Origin of the sequence: Siminovitchia fortis, assembly GCF_003605365.2 — a bacterium.
Lineage (GTDB): Bacteria > Bacillota > Bacilli > Bacillales > Bacillaceae_C > Siminovitchia > Siminovitchia fortis.
In genome coordinates, this window is sequence record NZ_QYTU02000042.1 from 1 (window position 1) to 20,237 (window position 20,237).

At 44.8% G+C, this 20,237-nt stretch carries 18 protein-coding genes and 5 riboswitches; of the genes, 14 read left to right on the forward strand and 4 right to left on the reverse strand.

What is annotated here, in order from left to right:
* Positions 1–169 precede the first annotated feature (169 nt).
* A riboswitch (glycine riboswitch) is annotated at positions 170–274 on the forward strand.
* 3 nt (positions 275–277) lie between these two features.
* Positions 278–356, forward strand: a riboswitch (glycine riboswitch).
* Positions 357–447: 91 nt separating this feature from the next.
* The 12 genes from glyA (at position 448) to D4N35_RS15245 (ending at position 11,551) form a co-directional block, all read left to right on the forward strand.
* Positions 448–1,698 (forward strand): serine hydroxymethyltransferase, encoded by a 1,251-nt coding sequence (gene glyA / locus D4N35_RS15190; protein WP_120075230.1) that lies wholly within the window; start codon positions 448–450, stop codon positions 1,696–1,698.
* Positions 1,699–1,715: 17 nt separating this feature from the next.
* Entirely contained in the window at positions 1,716–2,210 is a 495-nt protein-coding gene (locus D4N35_RS15195) for a serine dehydratase beta chain (protein ID WP_120075232.1), read from the forward strand.
* A gap of 5 nt (positions 2,211–2,215) precedes the next feature.
* Positions 2,216–3,109, forward strand: coding sequence for an L-serine ammonia-lyase, iron-sulfur-dependent, subunit alpha (gene sdaAA / locus D4N35_RS15200; RefSeq protein ID WP_164876400.1), 894 nt, complete (start codon positions 2,216–2,218; stop codon positions 3,107–3,109).
* A gap of 24 nt (positions 3,110–3,133) precedes the next feature.
* A riboswitch (glycine riboswitch) is annotated at positions 3,134–3,236 on the forward strand.
* A gap of 187 nt (positions 3,237–3,423) precedes the next feature.
* Positions 3,424–3,732, forward strand: coding sequence for a HesB/IscA family protein (locus tag D4N35_RS15205; protein WP_120075236.1), 309 nt, complete (start codon positions 3,424–3,426; stop codon positions 3,730–3,732).
* Between the two features lie 28 nt (positions 3,733–3,760).
* On the forward strand, positions 3,761–5,158 hold the full coding sequence (gene lpdA / locus D4N35_RS15210; RefSeq protein ID WP_120075267.1) for a dihydrolipoyl dehydrogenase: 1,398 nt from the start codon (positions 3,761–3,763) through the stop codon (positions 5,156–5,158).
* 378 nt (positions 5,159–5,536) lie between these two features.
* Positions 5,537–6,391, forward strand: coding sequence for a formyltetrahydrofolate deformylase (gene purU, locus D4N35_RS15215; protein ID WP_120075238.1), 855 nt, complete (start codon positions 5,537–5,539; stop codon positions 6,389–6,391).
* A 79-nt stretch (positions 6,392–6,470) separates the two neighbouring features.
* Positions 6,471–7,316: a polysaccharide deacetylase family protein gene (locus tag D4N35_RS15220; RefSeq protein ID WP_164876401.1), complete on the forward strand. Its 846-nt coding sequence runs from the start codon at positions 6,471–6,473 to the stop codon at positions 7,314–7,316.
* Between the two features lie 165 nt (positions 7,317–7,481).
* On the forward strand, positions 7,482–7,748 hold the full coding sequence (locus D4N35_RS15225) for a ribbon-helix-helix domain-containing protein (RefSeq protein ID WP_120075242.1): 267 nt from the start codon (positions 7,482–7,484) through the stop codon (positions 7,746–7,748).
* A 116-nt stretch (positions 7,749–7,864) separates the two neighbouring features.
* Complete coding sequence (locus tag D4N35_RS15230) at positions 7,865–8,125, forward strand: type II toxin-antitoxin system VapC family toxin (protein ID WP_164876402.1); 261 nt, start codon at positions 7,865–7,867, stop codon at positions 8,123–8,125.
* Positions 8,126–8,180: 55 nt separating this feature from the next.
* Positions 8,181–8,279: riboswitch (purine riboswitch) on the forward strand.
* A gap of 88 nt (positions 8,280–8,367) precedes the next feature.
* Positions 8,368–9,546, forward strand: coding sequence for an MFS transporter (locus D4N35_RS15235; RefSeq protein ID WP_120075247.1), 1,179 nt, complete (start codon positions 8,368–8,370; stop codon positions 9,544–9,546).
* A 166-nt stretch (positions 9,547–9,712) separates the two neighbouring features.
* The gene (locus D4N35_RS15240) at positions 9,713–9,895 is read left to right on the forward strand and encodes a small acid-soluble spore protein H (RefSeq protein ID WP_120075250.1); all 183 of its coding nucleotides are present in this window, start codon (positions 9,713–9,715) and stop codon (positions 9,893–9,895) included.
* Positions 9,896–10,264: 369 nt separating this feature from the next.
* Positions 10,265–11,551 (forward strand): NCS2 family permease, encoded by a 1,287-nt coding sequence (locus D4N35_RS15245; protein ID WP_120075253.1) that lies wholly within the window; start codon positions 10,265–10,267, stop codon positions 11,549–11,551.
* A 71-nt stretch (positions 11,552–11,622) separates the two neighbouring features.
* Here the strand turns inward: D4N35_RS15245 and D4N35_RS15250 are convergent, their stop codons facing one another.
* Both D4N35_RS15250 and pckA read right to left on the reverse strand, forming a co-directional pair.
* Positions 11,623–12,624: an aromatic ring-hydroxylating dioxygenase subunit alpha gene (locus D4N35_RS15250; protein WP_120075255.1), complete on the reverse strand. Its 1,002-nt coding sequence runs from the start codon at positions 12,622–12,624 to the stop codon at positions 11,623–11,625.
* Between the two features lie 318 nt (positions 12,625–12,942).
* Positions 12,943–14,532, reverse strand: coding sequence for a phosphoenolpyruvate carboxykinase (ATP) (gene pckA / locus D4N35_RS15255; protein WP_120075256.1), 1,590 nt, complete (start codon positions 14,530–14,532; stop codon positions 12,943–12,945).
* 223 nt (positions 14,533–14,755) lie between these two features.
* Positions 14,756–14,873: riboswitch (SAM riboswitch) on the forward strand.
* Between the two features lie 228 nt (positions 14,874–15,101).
* On the opposite strand from pckA, the gene metK reads away from it, so the two are divergent.
* Together metK and asnB are read left to right on the forward strand one after the other, a co-directional pair.
* Positions 15,102–16,301 carry a methionine adenosyltransferase gene (metK, locus tag D4N35_RS15260; protein WP_120075257.1) on the forward strand — a complete coding sequence of 400 codons (1,200 nt, stop codon included), beginning with the start codon at positions 15,102–15,104 and terminating at the stop codon, positions 16,299–16,301.
* A gap of 565 nt (positions 16,302–16,866) precedes the next feature.
* Positions 16,867–18,756 carry an asparagine synthase (glutamine-hydrolyzing) gene (asnB, locus tag D4N35_RS15265; RefSeq protein ID WP_120075258.1) on the forward strand — a complete coding sequence of 630 codons (1,890 nt, stop codon included), beginning with the start codon at positions 16,867–16,869 and terminating at the stop codon, positions 18,754–18,756.
* Here the strand turns inward: asnB and D4N35_RS15270 are convergent.
* Together D4N35_RS15270 and D4N35_RS15275 are read right to left on the reverse strand one after the other, a co-directional pair.
* Entirely contained in the window at positions 18,747–19,571 is an 825-nt protein-coding gene (locus D4N35_RS15270) for a C39 family peptidase (protein ID WP_120075259.1), read from the reverse strand. The two genes, asnB and D4N35_RS15270, sit on opposite strands and share 10 nt — an antisense overlap.
* A 91-nt stretch (positions 19,572–19,662) precedes the next feature.
* A complete protein-coding gene (locus D4N35_RS15275) occupies positions 19,663–20,184 on the reverse strand; it encodes a gamma carbonic anhydrase (RefSeq protein ID WP_120075260.1) in 522 nt (173 codons plus the stop codon).
* Positions 20,185–20,237: the final 53 nt, after the last annotated feature.

The following is a 20,237-nucleotide window of genomic DNA, read 5'->3' on the forward strand; positions in this document are numbered from 1 at the left end:
TGAAGAAAAATTAATTCAACTTATATAATACAGAGGATAGCAGGTGAACCAGTGAAAATCATTCAAAATGATCGATTCGAATAACCGGAAGAACAAACGGAAATTCCTTAGAATCGTTTGACAAATTTTCAACAATAAGTTATATTTATAAAAAGTGAAAATTTTGCGAATGACAATCGCGGGAGAGACTAAACTATTTGTTTAGCACCGAAGGAGCAAGTCCCAAAAAAACCATGGGATCCAATCTCTCAGGTAAATGCACCGCGTTTGGACGCGTCTCTGGAGAGAGCCTATTGAAGGCCACCAAAGGGGAATACTTCTTTATGGAAGTTAAACTCTCAGGTAACAGGACAGAGGAAGGTAGATGAATATCTATTTTCCCCTGTCCTTTTTTGCTGTTTTTTTAAAAGACAGGGGGCTGGATAGGAAAAAAAGGAGGAAAAATCAATGAGTTTGGCAAACGCGGACATTGAGATTTTTCAAGCTATTGAGGAAGAACGGAAAAGACAGGATCAGTCACTTGAGCTGATCGCTTCTGAAAACTTTGTCAGTGAAGATGTGATGGAGGCCATGGGCTCTGTTTTAACGAACAAATATGCCGAAGGATATCCCGGAAGACGTTATTATGGTGGATGCGAGCATGTGGATGTTGTTGAAAATTTGGCCATTGATCGTTTGAAAGCGCTGTTCGGTGCAAAATATGCGAATGTTCAGCCTCACTCAGGCGCCCAGGCAAATACGGCTGTCTTTTTCTCATTGCTTAAACCCGGCGATAAGATCATGGGCATGAACCTGTCACACGGCGGCCATTTGACACATGGCAGCCCGGTCAACATGTCGGGCAAATGGTTTGAGGTGGTTTCTTATGGTGTTAGGGAAGATAACCATTTGATTGATTATGACGAAGTGGAAAAAATCGCCCTGCAGGAGCGACCAAAGCTGATCATTGCCGGGGCAAGCGCTTATCCGAGAATAATAAACTTTGCCAGATTCAGAGAAATTGCAGAAAAAATCGGAGCCTATTTCCTGGTTGATATGGCACATATTGCCGGCCTGGTCGCTGCGGGGCTTCACCCTTCTCCTGTCCCTTATGCGGATGTCGTGACAAGTACGACCCATAAAACGCTGCGGGGGCCGCGGGGAGGCATTATTTTAACCAATAATGAGGAAATTGCCAAGGGAGTCAATAAAGCCATCTTCCCTGGTATTCAAGGCGGCCCGCTCATGCATGTAATTGCGGCGAAGGCTGTGGCATTCAAGGAGGCTCTTGATCCAAGTTTTACGGCATATGCATCCCAAGTGGTGAGCAATGCATCCAAACTTGCGGAATCATTGAAGAAAGCGGGGGCCGCCATCGTTTCCGGCGGAACGGATAACCACCTGGTTTTGGTGGATGTCAGGCCATGGGGGCTGACTGGAAAGGAAGCAGAGCAGCTTTTGGAAGAAGCAGGTATGACCGTCAATAAAAATACAATCCCGTATGACCCGGAAAGCCCGTTTGTCACAAGCGGCATCCGCATTGGAACGGCCGCTCTTACTTCTCGTGGAATGAAAGAAAGCGACATGGACGCCATTGCTGCCAATATGGCCGACATTTTAAAAAGCAAAGGTGATCCCGCGGTCAAGGAGAAGGTGCAGAAAAGCATCAGGCAGCTATGTGATTCGCATCCTCTTTATCAAAAAATACTGGTCAGATAGATATGGAGGCGTTTTAGATGGTTTTTAACAGTTGCTTCGATATTATCGGACCCATTATGGTCGGGCCGTCCAGTTCCCATACAGCAGGGGTTGTATCGGTCGGAAAGTTTGGGCACGATCTCTTTGGCGGGGTCCCGGACTCTGTAAAGATTACTTTTTTCGATTCCTTTGCAGAAACATATCAGGGCCATGGAACGGATAAGGCCATCTTGGGCGGATTGCTGGGACTTGGAACGGATAATCCCGGAATCAAGCATGCTTTTGAACTGGCGCGGCAGGAAAAAATGAATGTTTCCTTCCAGTTGGAAGAGAACTGTCCGTATTATGAACATCCGAACACCCTTTTAGTCAATATGGAAAACAGGTTCAAGCAAATTGAAATCGGAGGCGTTTCCCTGGGCGGAGGGGTCTCGAAAATTTTCCTGATCAATGGACAGCCGGCGGATATATTATTAAATTCCAAGATTGATATTGGCTCCATAAGACAGAGGTATCTTCAGGATCGGAGATGATAGGGATGGATTTTCACACTATTGAAGAATTGCTTCAGCTTTGCCAAGAAAAAGAAATGACGATTGGCGAGCTGATGATAGAGACTGAAAAACAAAAGACAGGAAAAAGCAGTGATGAGATTTTCGACTTGATGAAAGAACGCCTCCTTAAAATGAAAGAAGCGGTTGAATCCGGGATTGCAGATCCATCGCCTGCTCCGAGCGGCATTTCAGGCGGCGATGCGTACTTGATGCAAAAGTATAAAGAAAAAGGGAATTACATGACCGGAAGCCTGATGGTTGATGCAATGAAGTATGCATTTGCCACCTCTGAAACGAATGCACGGATGGGTGTCATTGTCGCTACGCCTACAGCGGGTTCGGCCGGAGTCCTTCCAGGCTGTATCTTTGCCTTGAAGGAAAATACCGATATTCCTTTTGACCGGCTTGTAATGGGATTGTTTACGGCCAGCGCCATCGGCTATGTGATTGCCAACCGTGCGTTTATTTCCGGAGCCGCCGGGGGATGCCAGGCTGAGATCGGATCCGCGACAGCCATGGCATCAGCCGCCATTGTGGAAATGAGAGGGGGTACCCCCGAACAAGCAGCAAATGCAGGAGCGATGGCGCTCAAGTCGCTTCTCGGGCTGGTGTGCGACCCGGTGGCAGGCCTAGTTGAGGTACCCTGCATTAAGCGGAATGTGATCGGTACATCGATTGCATTTGCTTCCGCTGATATGGCCCTTGCCGGAGTGGAGAGCCGTATTCCTTTTGATGAAGTCATTGGGGCGATGTACGATATCGGAAAAAGCATGCCCCGTACGTTGAAAGAGACCGCTCTTGGAGGACTGGCGGCAACGCCAACCGGGGAAGAAATGAGGAAGAAAATTTTAGGAAAACCATGTTTGAAGAGGGCCTGAGCGGCTTCACGGAAAAAATAGCGGGTGAAGATTGTGGGAGAGTGCTTTTAACTAAGCCGCCGAAGGAGCAAGGTCCAAAAATTCCCCTTGGAACAAATCTCTCAGGCAGAAGAACCACAGTCGGACGCAACTCTGGAGAGCGCGATCTGAAGGACGCCGCCAAAGGAGAAAACTCCGGAAGGTACGTGGACAGAGAAGGGAACAGACGCCCTTTTCTGTCCTTTTTTCGATGACCGGTCTTTGAAAAGTTTTCCCGAAAAACTGCGTTCGTAAGGTCATCTCGTTTTACACAATAGCCAAAAGGAGGGAGCAAAGTGCATATTACGTTGACGGAGGCGGCTTTGAAAAAGCTTGAACGTTTGGACGTTAAAGAAGGTCAAATCCCACGGATTGATGCGGATATTACCGGTGGCTGCGGGATGTCGGTGTCGTTCAAGTTTATTGTAGATGAACCGAGGAAAAATGATCATGTGATTGAGTATAAAGGCATTCGAATCGGAATGGACAGGTTTACCCTGCGCAAACTGGACGAGGAGACGCAAATAGATTACACGGAGGAAAATGGTTTTATCGTTGGAGGAAGTTTTTCCTCGGGCGCCTGTGCCATCGAAACCAATTTATAAAATATGGAAAAGAGGAGAAGATGAAAAAGTGAAAAAAATATACGATGTGGTGATTATCGGCGGAGGACCCGGGGGTTATGTTGCAGCCATTCGCGCCTCCAAGTTGGGGCTGCAGGCCGCTTTGGTGGAAAAATCCAAATTAGGGGGAACCTGCTTGCATGCCGGCTGTATCCCGAGCAAGGCATTATTAAGAAGTGCGGAAATTTACGCCAACACGAAAAATGCGGAACAATTCGGGGTTGTTGTCCCGGAATGTGACTTCGATTTTTCAAAAGCCCAATTAAGGAAGGAACAAATTACGGAACAGCTGTATAAAGGCGTGCAGCATTTAATGAAAAAAGGAAAAGTTGATGTTTACGAGGGATTTGGAAGGATTGCCGGACCGCGAAGCGTCCTTGTAGAGAAGCTGGGAGAAGGAATGCTCACATTGGGAGCCGAGAATATTTTAGTGGCGACGGGATCACGGCCACGGAGCCTGCCGGGACTTGAACCTGATGGAAAATATGTGATGACTTCAGACGAGGCATTGCAAATGACAGATCTGCCGAAATCGATTATCATTGTGGGCGGCGGTGTAATTGGGATCGAATGGGCATCCATGTTCTCGGATTTCGGATTGGATGTTACGATTATTGAATATGAAGACCGCATCCTGCCAACGGAAGACCGGGACATCTCAAGAGAAATGCAGCGCCTTTTGAAAAAGAAAAAAGTGAAGATCATAACACATGCCAAGATTCTGCCGGAAACATTGGAAAAAGGTGACGGGGTTTTTGTTAAGGCTGAGCATAAGGGTGAGGAAAAATCTTTTGCAGCCGAGAAAATTCTTGTATCCGTCGGCCGTAAGCCAAATACTGAAAATATCGGCTTGGATATTTTGGATATTGAAATGGACAGGGCTTTTATCAAAACGAATGAGCATTACCAGACAAACGTACCGAACATCTATGCCATCGGCGATGTCATCGGCGGGCTGCAGCTGGCTCATGTGGCTTCGCGTGAAGGGGCGATCGCCGTTGAACATATGGCGGGTGTCTATCCAGCCAAACTTGATCCTGTCCTTGTACCCAAGTGTATATATAGCAGTCCGGAGGCTGCAAGCGTCGGATTAACGGAAGACCAGGCCAAAGAAGAGGGATTTTTTATAAAAACAAGCAAATTCTCTTTCCGGGCCGTAGGAAAAGCGCTTGTGTTCGGAAATCCGGACGGATTTGTCAAGTTCGTGGTGGAAGAAGGATCCGGCCAAGTGCTGGGAGTACATATGGTAGGCCCCAATGTAACGGAAATGATCTCTGGAGCTGGGCTTGCACAAGTGTTTAATTTAACAGCAATGGATATTGCCGAGACTATACATCCGCATCCGACTTTGTCCGAAGCCATTGGTGAGGCCGCTTTGGCAATTACCGGCATGGAGGTCCATGCATAGCCGGACCGGATTGAATAAGAAAAGCGGAAGCGCCTTGCCCATCGACGTACAGACTGGAGTGCCTCCGACGAGATAAAGGAAACACGGCGAGGAACGCAGGCTCAAGCAGCGACGCCCTGTCGCTTCGCCTGCACTAGCACATCCTGTGCGTCGGAGCCGATGTTGACTTATCGTAGGAAAGCTTCTTCTTCGAGAGTCTTCCTGAGCTTTGCGACGAGCTGAACAAGGCTTCCTTGATAAGCTATGGCGCAGGAGCACCAGAGGTGCGAAGTCTGCTAGTCGATAGGCGCTGGAGCTAGACAACAAAAGGCTTTGTTCAAAATTTTATAGCTAAAACATCTTATACTTACTCAGTTAAAAACAAATGGAGGAATCGCTATGCAGTCAAGAGCTACCTTATTGATTTCCTGCCCGGAAAAACCGGGGATTATTTCGACAGTGTCCAATTTTTTGCTGGAGCACCAGGCGAATATCGTCCAATTTGACCAGCATACAACAGACCCGAAAGCAGGAATGGTCTTTATGCGAATCGAATTTGAATTGAACGATTTCGATGCCTCTTATGACAAATTGCATGAAGACATGCAAACTCTCGCTGAAGAGTACAAGATGAAATGGCAGTTAAACAGTAAAAGAGATAGAAAACGTATGGCCATTTTTGTGACCAAGCAGGAATCCTGTCTGATGGAATTGATTTGGAGAGTCAAGTCAGGTGAAATTGACGCGGACATACCAATGGTCATCAGCAACCACGATGATTTGAGGGAAATTGTTGAAAGGGAAGGAATTCCTTACTATCATATTCCGGTAAGCGCGGAAACAAAGGACGAGGCTGAACAGCGGACATTGGAACTGCTGGAAGGAAAAGTGGATTTCATCGTCCTTGCGCGGTATATGCAAATTCTATCTCCTGAATTTATCTCCAAGTTCCCGAATCGAATCATTAATATCCACCATTCGTTTTTGCCGGCATTTGTAGGGGCGAACCCTTATGTAAGGGCATTTAACCGCGGGGTGAAACTGATCGGCGCCACCGCCCATTATGTGACAAATGATCTTGATGAAGGCCCGATCATCGAGCAGGACGTAATCCGGGTTACCCACCGCTATACAGCAGAAGATTTAAAAGTTGCCGGCCGCCATGTCGAAAAACAGGTCCTTGCCCATGCTGTCGCTTGGCATGTGGAAAATAAAGTGATTGTGCATGGGAATAAGACGATCATTTTTACTTAAACTGCCTGCAGCTCACGAAAACACATTTGCGGGTTGGATCATCATCCGATACAAAAATTCAAATAGGAAAACCAAAAACGTGATAGCCAAAATCATTAAGGGCACAATAGGCCTGACGGAAGAACAGGATGATTTGGAGGCTATCGAATTGTTAAAGCATTCATTACTTAGGAAAAGTGTATGTGCATTTATCATTTTATTTTTAACAGGAATGATTCAGTTAAAGGTCGCATCAGCTGTCGCGACAGGGGCATCATCACCAGAAGATGGATATCGTGTTCCCATATTGATGTACCATGCGATTGATGAATACAAAGGAAATGGCATGAAAGAATTGTATGTCACACCGGAAAATTTTGGGAAACAGATGCTTTATTTAAAATCCGCCGGATTTACACTGATTACATTCGAAGACCTGCCGCATATTGGAAATATTAAAAAGCCGATCATCATCACATTTGATGATGGCTATAAAAATAACATGAATGCTTATCACATCTTAAAGAAAATCAGTGATTCTTCCTTCAAACCGAAGGCCACCATTTTTATGATCGGCAAAAAAATAAACAGTCAATCAGGGCTTTCTGTTAATGAATTAAAAGAAATCAGTGATTCCGGCATCATAAGCGTCCAATCCCATACGGAGACGCATCCAAGACTAACTGAGACCGTAAATTACACAAAAGAATTACGGGATATAAAAATAAAATTGGAAAAAATAACAGGGCGAAAGGTTTCAACACTTGCTTATCCGTATGGAGATTATAATGATAAAGTGATTGAGGAAACAAAAAAATACTATCAATATGCCGTTACGATAAAACCAGGCATTGCGAATACGGCTCATTCCCCGTATGAACTAAGGCGTATACGCATAAATTACAGCACATCATTAACTGCCTTTAAAAATATGGTCAATCCATAACATCTTGCCACAACGGTAACCTCCTTTTTGCGATGGGAATCAAATCGTCCATAGGAATAAGACGATCATTTTTACTTAATCAGCGGGGCGAAAAGCGAAAAAGCAAGTGTATGCTTGTTTGTATACATCACCTTGTTGTTACATAATGTATATGAGGTGGTTGAAATGAAAGGCGAAATAAAGATTAGAAAACAAATCTATTTAGAGCCTGACCAGAACGAACAAATCAAATTATTATCCGCCCGGCAAAACAAGACAGAAGCACAAATTATCAGGGATGCTATAAATCATTATCTGACGGAAAACAAAAAGGAATTGGCTGATCCAATTTTAGAACTAATTGGTATGGTAAAAGACGGAATTGATAACGGCTCTACAGCCCATGATCAAGATATTTATTTAAATAATGAGGACACTCATGAAGCAAGATAAATTGTTTATCGATACTGGATCAATTTCATGAACGTGTCAGAAATTTCTTTAAAAGCTTTGATCCTTTAGTGAAGCGGGTTACTTCCAGCTTTGTTATTGCCGAGACATATACTTGGTTGAGATATCGTGAGGGTTTTCCCTATGCCAAACGGTTTTTGGAAATAATTGAAAGCTCTCAAAGTAACAGGACTATAGAGGTAATCTTTTCTGACCACGAAACGCTGGAACTGGCAGAACAGTTACTGAAAGATTTTCCTGACCAGAAATTATCTTATGTTGATGCTGTCAGCATGGGGATTATGAAAATGGAACAAATACAAAAAGCTTTTGGATTTGATCGCCATTTTTATATCTTGGATTTTGAGGTCGTTCCTTAGCAGGAAAACACATACTTGAAAAAAAGTGAACAGATATGATAAAGTATAAACGGAAAAATTTTATAACCGCAAAGTATGTATAACCTCAATAATCTGGTTTGAGGGTCTCTACCAGGAACCATAACTCCTGACTACAAAATTCCTATTTTTGTGGCAGGGGTTTTTTATATTTTAAAAGTTTAGGCAGATGGTTCCGATAGAGATTTTGTATTGCAGCGGGAAAAGGAGAGGGGGAGCTTTTTTTGAATTTGAAAGTTTTTATACTCGCTGCCTCTACAATAGCAGTAGGATTGGTTGAATTGACTGTGGGCGGTATTTTACCTGAGATTGCTGATGACCTGAATGTAACTCTCGGCACTGCGGGGCAGCTGATCACTGTATTTGCGCTTGTTTATGCCATTTCTGGCCCCGTCCTTTTAACTTTGACGGCCAAAATTGAACGAAAACGGTTGTACCTTTTGGCACTGGCTATTTTTTTTCTCGGAAATTTAATGACTTATTTCAGTCCCGGTTTTTTATTGGTGATGATCGCAAGGGTCATTACAGCCATGAGCACCGCCTTGATTGTCGTTCTCTCTTTGACGATTGCAGCAAAGATCGTAGAACCGGCCCACAGGGCGAAAGCTTTGGGATTCGTCTATATGGGAATCAGCTCATCCCTTGTATTGGGAGTGCCTATAGGCATTCTGGTTGCTGACCATTTTGGATGGCGGGCTGTATTTTTGGGGATTGCCATGCTTTCCGTTTTATCCTTTATATTAATCTATCTGTTTCTGGAAAAAATCCCGAGTGAAAGGGTGGAGCCCTTATCAGTACAGATCAAATCGCTGGGCAGCATAAAAATTGCCAGTGCACATCTGGCAACCATGTTCACGCTGGCCGGGCATTATACACTTTATGCCTATTTCACACCTTTTCTGAAAACTACATTAAACTTGAATCAATATTGGATTAGCATTTGCTATTTTCTGTTCGGCCTTTCGGCCGTATTCGGCGGGGCGCTGGGAGGAACGCTGGCCGACCGGATCGGCTCCCGGAAAAGTATTTTATTGGTCATCAGCTCTTTTGCCGTTGTATTATTTTTCCTCCCATACGCAACGTTTTCCTTTCCGGTATTTCTTGTGGCAATGATGCTTTGGGGAGCGCTTAGTTGGAGCCTGGCTCCTCCCCAACAGAACTACATCATCCAGATTGACCCTGCTTCTTCGGATATCCAGCAAAGCATTAACAACTCGGCGCTGCAGGTTGGCATATCGTTGGGATCTGCCATTGGGGGAGTCGCACTGGAGCATACACGCTCAGTTGTAAGCATAGCCCATGTGGGTGCAGGAGTTGTTGTGGTTGCACTGATATGCGGTATTATTTCGTTGACCAGCCCGTACAGGGTCAAGCAGGCGGGAACATTAAAGCAAGAAGGTTGATTGTCTTTGATTTATTATTCAAATACTCATTTTAACGGAGAAGGTGGGGGACAACTTTGTTCCGGTCTTTCGGGGTAATGGGGCGCAGAGAGTCGAGTCACACGGGTATAATTTATTCGGCAATTGACGAAAGTTATTACCATCATAATTAAAAGGTGGGAATGTGATGAACGCTATGCGCGCCCAGGAAATTGCCGATTCCCCAGTGATGGCCAATGTAATGTTGAATGGAGAAAGGGTGTATATCCAACACGTAGATGAAGACAACGAAACGGCAAGAGTCTACCCGCTTGACGATCCTTCCAACGAACAGGAAGTGCATTTATCTGAGTTAGTGGAGCGTGAATAACGGATTGCAGGAAGGACCGATGTCGGGACACCGTCTTGAAACGACATCGACTGTTTTCTGCTGGAATGCAGCTGCCAAATTATATGATCCCCCTAAAAACAGCCGGAAAGTCAGTTATCATTGACTTTCTGGCTGCTTTTTTTGGGGACAAAGTGTCGCATTAAACAATATAGGTTTAAACAACAAAATACGAACATTAATAGATAAATAAATTTTAATGTTCATAAATCAATGTGGTTTTAGCTGCTTTTAATCTTTTTTCTATGTTATAATTAATTGCTTTTTGAAATCGGCTATTTTCACACGATGGAAAGTAATGAAGGTTTCCTGTTAAGAGGGTAGCAGTGAATTTTCCAGGGGGTTGGCGGAATGGACTTATTTAAATTAAAAGACAATCACACGAACGCCCGGACAGAATTCACAGCCGGCATAACTACCTTTTTCACCATGGCATACATTATTGTGGTGAATCCGGCTGTGCACACAGCGGCAGGCGTTCCTTTCGACCAGGTGTTCATGGCGACAATTATTTCGACAATCATCGGGACGTTAATTATGGCGTTCTTTGCCAATTATCCGATTGCCGTTGCTCCGGGGATGGGCTTGAATGCCTATTTTGCGAGTGTGGTGGCTTCTCAGGGGATTTCGTACCAGGTTGTGTTCGGCGCGGTGTTTCTGGCAGGGGCGATATTTGCCCTGTTGAGCCTGACAAAGTTCAGGGAGACATTAATCAGTGCTATTCCTGAATCATTAAAGTATGCAATCACTGCCGGCATCGGCTTATTTATCGCATTTTTAGGCTTTACGATGTCCGGGCTTGTTGTCCCGGGCGAGGCAAATATCATTGAATTCGGTAATATCCGCGATCCGATGACAGCCTTAACGATTGTGGGACTTTTTATTACACTGATATTGATGGCAAGAAAAATTAAAGGAGCATTATTTTTAGGAATGGCCGCCACCGGGCTCATCGCCTATTTTACTGGGCAGCTGGAATTCACAGGATGGGTATCCGCTCCGCCGACGCCTGTTTTCTTCGATTTGGATATAGTTGGCGTCTTCAAGCAAGGAATTTATTCGGTATTATTCGCGTTCCTGTTGGTAACCATCTTTGAGACGACAGGGACAATCATAGGGGTTGCTGAACAAGGCGGCTTCATGAAAAACGGGCACTTGCCAAGTGCTAAGCCGGCTTTGTTTGCAGATGCGGCCGCAACAATGGTAGGGTCAACATTCGGGACAAGCCCTTCAAGCGCCTATATCGAATCTTCAGCCGGAGTGGCTGCGGGCGGAAGAACAGGACTGACGACTGTTGTTGTGGCAGGATTTTTTGCTGTATCCATCTTCTTCACTCCGATCATCGGGGCTATTGCCAATGTGGCGGCAATTACAGCACCTGTCTTGATCATCGTCGGCTGTTTAATGATGGACGGGCTGGCACATATCAAATGGAAAAAGTTCGATGAAGCTTTCCCGGCTTTTGCAGTAATCATGGCCATGCCATTGACATCAAGCATAGCAACGGGGATTGCCATCGGTTTTATTACTTATCCATTATTAAAATTAGCTATCGGAAAAGGGAAAGAAATTCATTGGATCATTTACTTATTCGCTGTGATTTTTATTTTGCAGATGTTATATTTTCCGGCCAATTAAAAAAACGTCAAGAGAGTTGCTTTCGTTACTCTCTTGACGTTTTTTTCCGTTTTGCTGCTATCCCTGAACGCTTATTCCACACCCAGTTTCACACCAAGCTTTTTCAAATACTGCCGATAGGCGATGCTCATACGGTCGCATACTAGCGACAATTCGACTTGTAAATCAAGTGGCAGCTCTTCCGGTTTTTGGTTTTCGATGATTGGCTTGTCCTCTTCAAAGATTTCGTCTTGGAAGGAAACAATCTGTTCATCCGTCAATCCCGTATCATAATTAAATGATTCGATAGCGTATGCGACGGATGTCTCCTCATCGACGGGCCTGATGGTAAATGTAATGGACATAATTGAGTCATCTTCAGGATCTCTTTTGGAGAATTTCACCGTACAAGGGCGAAGGATTTCATACGTATAATACATAACCTTCGCTTTGCCGGTCCCATCCGCGTCAGGCTGGTAGACAGGGATTTCATCTGAATAGATCCGTCCATCTTTTTCGTGGACTTTATAGTCCTTGATTTCGCGGTGTTCTTCAGATCCCAGGGAACCTTCGTGGACAACGGCAAGATGGCCGACATCAAGGAAGTTTTCCGCAACGCGCGGCGGCTTCGCTTTTGCTTCTTGTGGTCCCCAAATGACATGATGGAAAGAGTCGTCTTCCGATTCGGCATGGCGGAACATCTCCGGCTCGTTTCCTGCAAAATTGACCCAGATCAGCCCATATTTTTCTATAGAGCTGTATTTGAAGGCCTTTGCCTGTGTTGGAATTTTCCGGCCTTCCGGCAATTGGGGGATGTGGACGCATGCGCCGGTGTCATCGTATTCCCAGCCGTGGTAAGGGCAGACAATGCAATCATTTTTCACTTCGCCCAAAGATAAGGCCGCACCGCGGTGGCAGCACAGATCCTTGAAAGCATGCACGCCTTTGCTGTTTCTAAAAATAACCAACCTTTCACCCATCAATTTAATTTGGATGGGCTGTTCTTTCACATCAACGGAACGGCAAGCAACAAGCCAGTCCTCCAAAAGAACTTGATCATCCAGTAAGTTGCTTCGATTTAAAGTAGTTGCCATTTAATCCCCTCCACTTTGATTGCTCTATTATGTAATAATCACTTTCTGTTTCAAATGAACTTAACATGAACATCATTCCGCGGTCATTGGGCCGCGTAGCCAATGTCCGGTTTCGATGAACCAGCCCTTGTTCGGGCATTAGATACCGGGCCTGAATGTTAAGTTTTAAAGCTCATTTAATATTTATTATAACTTTTCCAGTGGTTTGTGGCTCCTGAAATTGTGTTAAAAGTATTACCAATCTGACATAAAAAAACCGCACCTTTTATTGTAGGCACAATAGAAGGTGCAGTTGTTTTTCTTACAACCGAAGTTCTTTTATTTCACAGCCGGCCCACCCAGTTCAGCGATGGATTTGTCGACATGGTCAAATTTCTTGAAGTTGTCTTTGAATTTCCCTGCAAGTTCTTTTGCTTTTGCTCTATAGGCATCTTCGTCGTCCCATGTTTTGATCGGCTGCAATACTTCGTCAGGTACCCCTGGTACGTGCAGAGGAATGGAAAGGCCGAATACTTCATCTTTCGTTGTTTCCACGTTATCAAGCTCGCCGTTTAAAGCAGCCTGAACCATGGCACGAGTGTAAGCAAGATTCATTCTCTTGCCAACGCCGTATGAGCCGCCGGTCCAGCCAGTGTTGACGAGGAAAACTTGAACGCCGTGCTCATCGATTTTCTTGCCGAGCATTTCAGCATAGCGTGCTGCAGGAAGAGGCAGGAATGGTGCACCGAAGCATGTAGAGAATGTTGCTTCAGGTGAAGTGACTCCACGCTCTGTTCCGGCAAGTTTGGATGTGAAACCGCTGAGGAAGTGGTACATTGCCTGTTCTTTTGTCAGCTTGCTGATTGGAGGCAATACTCCGAATGCGTCAGCTGTCAAGAATACGATGACAGATGGATGTCCCGCAATGCTTGGTTCCACGATATTGTCGATGGCTTGGATCGGGTACGCAGCCCTTGTATTTTCAGTCAATGATGTGTCATCATAAAGAGGTGCGCGTGATTCTGGATCGACAATGACATTTTCCAAAACAGAGCCGAATGTGATGGCATTATAGATTTGCGGTTCTTTTTCGTAAGATAATCCTGCTGTTTTCGCATAGCATCCGCCTTCGACGTTAAACACGCCGTTTGGAGACCAGCCGTGCTCGTCATCGCCGATCAAGCGGCGGTTCGGATCGGCTGAAAGGGTTGTTTTACCTGTTCCGGACAGTCCGAAGAAGAGGGCGACATCGCCTTCAGCGCCAACGTTCGCGGAGCAGTGCATGGATAAAATATCCGCTTCCGGAAGTTCGTAGTTCATGACGGAGAAAATGGATTTCTTCATTTCACCTGCATATTCTGTACCGCCGATCAATACGATACGGCGCTCGAATGATACGATGATGAATGTTTCTGATTTTGTACCGTCAACTGCAGGATCTGCTTTAAAGCCGGGTGCAGAGATGACAGTGAATTTCGATTCATGGTCAGTCAATTCTTCGCCGGTAGGGCGGATGAACAGTTGGTGGGCAAACAAGTTGTGCCAGGCATATTCGTTGATGACCTGAATCGGCAGGCGGTATTTTTCATCAGCACCTGCAAATCCTTTAAATACGAATATTTCTTCCCTTTCCTGCAAGTAGGAAACAACTTTTGAATACAGTTTTTCAAATACCTCAGATGAAATAGGCTGGTTCACAGAACCCCAATCGATCTTGTCTGTGACAGACGGTTCATCAACGATGAATTTGTCTTCAGGGGAGCGGCCTGTATATTTACCAGTTTCGGCACGAACGGCACCAGAAGTTGTCAGAACCCCTTCTTTGCGGCTCAGGACCTTCTCGACAAGCTGTGGTACTGATAACTGCGTATGAACGTTCTGTCCGTTCAATAATTGCGCTAATTCGCTTTTGATGCCTACTGAACTCATATGTTTACCCTTCCTTTGTTTAAATATTTAACTTTACGTTTACTTGAGAAATAGTATAACACATTTAATTGATTAGTCTATACTAATTTTTCATTATTTCTTGAAAAGGATTTGACTAAATGGATATTATTTTTGATGGGAATGGTAAAAATAAGCCTATTTCTTAACCTTCCCGGTTGACATTGATTTATGATGTAAGTTATGATTTTGAGTTGAACGGATACTCTTATCCTGAGATGGCGGAGGAAACAGGTCCTTTGAAGCCCGGCAACCTGCCGTCCTGCTTTGCAGACGGAAAGGTGCTTACCTGTAGCAAGGCGAAAAGCCTTGGGCGATAAGAGTGAAAGGCTCGGAACACATCAACTAAACCTTTCCTCAACTTCATGTCAGGAAAGGTTTTTTATTTTAATCAAATGTGCTTCTATAAAAAGGACAGAGTACCGTTGAATGTATAAAATTATTTTATCACTGTAAAAGAGGTTGTTCAAAAAATCCAAATGATGAGCGGCGAATCACTTTGTTAGCTTGTTTGGCAGCTTTTTGAACACGCACCAAAAGGAGGAGCTTTGATGTCTAAAATTCGGCATTTATTTACCTCAGAGTCTGTTACAGAAGGACATCCGGATAAGATTTGTGATCAAATATCTGATGCGATATTGGATGCGATTCTTAAAGAAGATCCCAATGCCCGGGTTGCCTGTGAAACATCCGTGACTACAGGGCTGGTGCTCGTAGCCGGAGAAATTACGACGACAACTTACGTGGATATTCCGAAGATTGTCCGTGACACAATCAAAGAAATCGGTTATACACGTGCGAAATATGGATTTGATGCTGAAACGTGTGCGGTCATCACATCCATCGATGAGCAGTCTCCTGATATAGCAGCAGGAGTAAACACGGCTCTTGAAGCAAGAGAGGGGAATATGAGCGAAGAGGAAATCGAGGCGATCGGTGCAGGGGACCAGGGTCTCATGTTCGGTTTTGCATGCAATGAGACCGAGGAGCTTATGCCGCTGCCTATTTCACTTTCTCATAAACTTTCAAGAAGGCTGGCCCATGTGCGGAAAGAATCCATTCTCCCTTATTTAAGGCCTGATGGAAAAACCCAAGTCACTATTGAATATGACGAAAATAACCAACCGGTACGAATTGATACGATCGTTTTGTCCACTCAGCATCATCCTGAAGTCGAACTTGAGCAGATCAAAGCGGATATTAAGGAACATGTCATCAAACCTGTCGTGCCTGCGGAACTGCTTGATGATGAAACGAAATACTTTATTAATCCGACCGGACGCTTTGTAATCGGCGGTCCCCAAAGTGATGCGGGGCTGACAGGGAGAAAAATTATTGTTGATACGTATGGCGGATATGCCCGCCATGGCGGGGGAGCTTTCTCAGGAAAAGATCCTACTAAAGTTGACCGCTCTGCTGCCTATGCTGCTCGTTACGTCGCCAAAAACATCGTAGCAGCGGGACTTGCCGATAAATGTGAAGTGCAGCTTGCCTATGCGATCGGTGTTGCGCAGCCTGTTTCCATTTCGGTCGACACTTTTGGAACGGGAAAAGTTTCGGAAGAAAAGCTTGTGAAGGCCATCAGGGAAAACTTCGACCTTCGTCCGGCCGGCATCATACTCATGCTGGACCTCCGTCGGCCAATTTACCGCCAGACAGCGGCATATGGCCATTTTGGCCGTACGGATATTGATCTGCCATGGGAAAGAACGGACAAAGCGGAGGCGCTGATCCGCTCCACATCAATTTAAAGAAAAAGGCGAAGGTGCGATCGGCATCTTCGCTTTTTGAATTGAAGGCTTGCAATTCCTAGGTACCCCTATTTTTTCAGTAAAGACCTGCAATGCTTCCCGAGTATCAGGTTTGCTCGCATGTTCGGTAGTCATAGCCCCTGAATGCCTCCCGAGTATCAGGTTTGATCGCATGTTCGGTAGTCATAGCCCCTGAATGCCTCCCGAGTATCATATTTGATCGTATGTTCGGTAGTCATAGACCCGGAANGGTTTGATCGCATGTTCGGTAGTCATAGCCCCTGAATGCCTCCCGAGTATCAGGTTTGATCGCATGTTCGGTAGTCATAGCCCCTGAATGCCTCCCGAGTATCATATTTGATCGTATGTTCGGTAGTCATAGACCCGGAATGTCCTCCGCTAATCCGCTAATCAGACATCTTCCACTTTTCTAATCAGAGTTCGCTTACATTTTTCTAAAATTATCGCAATAAAACTGCCAAAGTGAGGCAAATAATGATAATATAAAAAAGGTGTGCAGATTATACTCACAACGCTTGAATCTTATTAAGTAGGTGACACTTACATGTGCGGTTTTATCGGGTGCATGCATCATCATGCAAGAGAAGAAGCAAAGACTGACCAAAAGTTTCAGCAAATGAACAATATTATCACTCACCGCGGACCTGATGATGAAGGATATTTTCAGGATGAATATGTCCAGTTCGGCTTCCGCAGGCTGAGCATCATCGATATTGAGAGCGGAAGCCAGCCGCTTTCTTATGAAAACGAGCGCTATTGGATCATTTTTAATGGAGAAGTATATAACTTTGTCGAGCTCCGTGAAGAGCTGACGAAAAAAGGATATACATTTGAAACGGATTCAGATACTGAAGTCATTATCGCTTTGTTCAGTGATTTAAAAGAAAAAGCCGTGGAAAAACTTCGCGGCATGTTTGCCTTTTTGATTTGGGATAAGGAAGAACAGGAATTGTTCGGAGCAAGAGATCCGTTTGGAATCAAGCCTTTCTTTTATATAGAGGAAGAAGACCGTTCGTTTTTTGCGTCAGAAAAGAAAAGCATCCTGCTTGCCATGGATAAAAAAGAACTGAATACCGAAGCTCTTCAGCAATATATGACCTATCAGTTCGTACCGGAGCCGGAAACGATGACCCGTCATATCAAGAAGCTTGAGCCCGGTCATTATTTTACGAAAAAACCGGGCGGCGGCATGAAGATCAAACGTTATTGGAGAGCAAACTTTAAGCCGGTCCAGCATAAGTCCGAAGAAGATTTCATTAAGGAAATCAGGGATGTTTTATTCGGCTCGGTCAATATCCATATGCGCAGTGATGTGCCGGTCGGCTCCTTCCTTTCCGGCGGAATCGATTCTTCCATCATCGTTTCAATCGCTAAACAGTTCCATCCGAATATTAAAACATTCTCGGTCGGGTTTGAACGCGACGGCTTCAGCGAAATCGATGTGGCAAAAGAGACAGCTGACAGGCTTGGCGTTGAAAATATCAGCTATGTGATCAGCCCGGAAGAATATATGAGAGAGTTGCCCAAAATTATGTGGCATGCGGATGATCCTCTCGCCGATCCCGCTTGTGTACCGCTCTATTTTGTGGCGAGGGAAGCAAGGAAGCATGTAACGGTTGTTCTATCAGGCGAAGGAGCGGATGAACTTTTTGGCGGATATAATATATACAGAGAGCCGCAATCACTTGAAATGTTCGATAAAATTCCGGAAGTGGGCAAGGCTCTTTTGAGGTCGCTCGCCAAAACACTGCCTGAAGGTGTAAAAGGCAAAAGCTTTATTGAGCGCGGAGTAACACCGATGGAAGAGCGCTATATCGGAAACGCAAAAATGTTTTTAGAAGACGAGAAAAAGGAATTGTTAAATCATTTCCATCCTGATATCAGCTATCTTGATGTGACAAAGCCGCTTTATGCAGAATCGGCAGGATATGCCCCTGTTGAGCGGATGCAGTTTATCGATATCCACACTTGGATGAGAGGCGATATTTTACTGAAAGCGGACCGGATGACGATGGCCCATTCACTTGAACTAAGGGTGCCATTCCTCGATACGAAGGTATTCGAATTGGCCTCCACAATTCCAACGAGTCTCAAAACAGCGAACGGAACAACCAAATATGTTTTGAGAAAAGCGGCGGAAGGAATTGTCCCGGACCATGTGTTGAACCGTAAGAAGCTCGGCTTCCCGGTGCCGATCCGTCACTGGCTGAAGGATGAAATGCATGACTGGGCGAAAGATATCATTAAAAACAGCGAAACGGACCATTTGATCAACAAACAGTATGTTTTGAAACTGTTGGAAGATCATTGCCAGGGGAAAATGGATTACAGCCGCAAAATTTGGACGGTGCTTGTATTCATGGTCTGGCATGCGGTATTTATAGAGGAACGATACAATTTTGAAAAAGAAATGGCCGCAGTTGCTCACTCATAATTGTAGGTGAGCGCCTGGCTGCCCATTTGCACCCACGATTTCTCGAAATCGCCGATGGGTGCTTTTTTGTTTTTCTTTCCTGTAAGGGGATCATTGAAGTATACATTTTTTTGATCGTACCCCGTGATCAGTACGGAATGTTCTTTCTTTGTAATTTTGACAGGTCCGGAATCGGTTTCCCATGTTTCAAAATAAGAATCAGGCAGCTCGCGGTATTCCGCATTGATGATGACCCAAACAGGCCTCCCGTCAGACAGCGGAATTTTTAATTCATCGAACGATTCCCCTGTCAGATTCACCAATTTTCCAGGCAGATATTTTTCCCCAAGCTCCATGATGGGTTCGTGATATACGCCAAGCCCCGGCTTACTGAAGTCATACATATCCCCCACGAATCCCCTATGGGGATTTCCGAAATATACTTTTCCATTTTTCACTGCGTAAGGGGCCGGATCTCTCTTCACTTCTTTGGCAAGCGTCATTTTATCAACCTTTGTTCCTGCGCTTTCAAGGAGCATGGCAAGTGAAGTGACTTCACAGCCGCGCGGAAGCTCAGGCAGCTGCTCAATGACAGGAAAGTCCAATAAAACCTTATCTTTTATTTCAATTAGCTGAATATCATTATTTTGTTGTATTTCCTGGGATGCCGTAGCTTTTTGCTTATTTGCATTATCAAGCGTATTAAATAGAACGAAAATGAATGTGCAAACAGCTATAAAAAAGGCAACAAATGCCTTGGAAGAACTTCGTTTTCCCAAAAGAAGAATGAGTACAAAACCAGAAATTACAGCTAACGAAATTGGCCATGCATTCATATAGAATCTCCTTTTTTAAATAATCCATTATGAATTACATCGGCAAATAAGGACAACATTCCACTATTTTGTGTGAAAAGTATTTGAACCTTTATGTATCTTTTTGCATAGCTTGATAATAGAGGCCTCTTTCGGCATATTCCCTTGAAATGCGGATCATTTCGGCACGGTCTTCTTCGTTTACTTCACGGATCACTTTGGCCGGACGCCCGAAAGCGACGGTGTTTGGAGGGATAACCTTTCCCTGCGGCACAAGACTTCCGGCTCCGATGAACGCTCCTTCCCCGATTTCCGCTTTGTCCAAAATGATGGACCCCATGCCGATCAAAGCTTTTTTCCGTATGACACAGCTATGTAAAATCACCTGGTGTCCAACTGTGACTTCATCTTCAATGATCAGAGGGTTTCCCGGGCTTTGATGCAGAACGGAATTGTCCTGAATATTGACCTTTTCTCCAATAATGGTTGGAGCCACGTCACCCCTGATCGTACAGTTGAACCAAACGCTGGAATTCTCCCCGATGACGACATCCCCCGTAATGGTGGAATAATCGGCGATAAATACCGAAGAAGGAATCTTGGGAAACTTTCCTTTATATGGGTAGACAGCCATAACAAACATCCTTTCATTAACTTTATAATCCTATCATAGCGAAAAACTGCGTA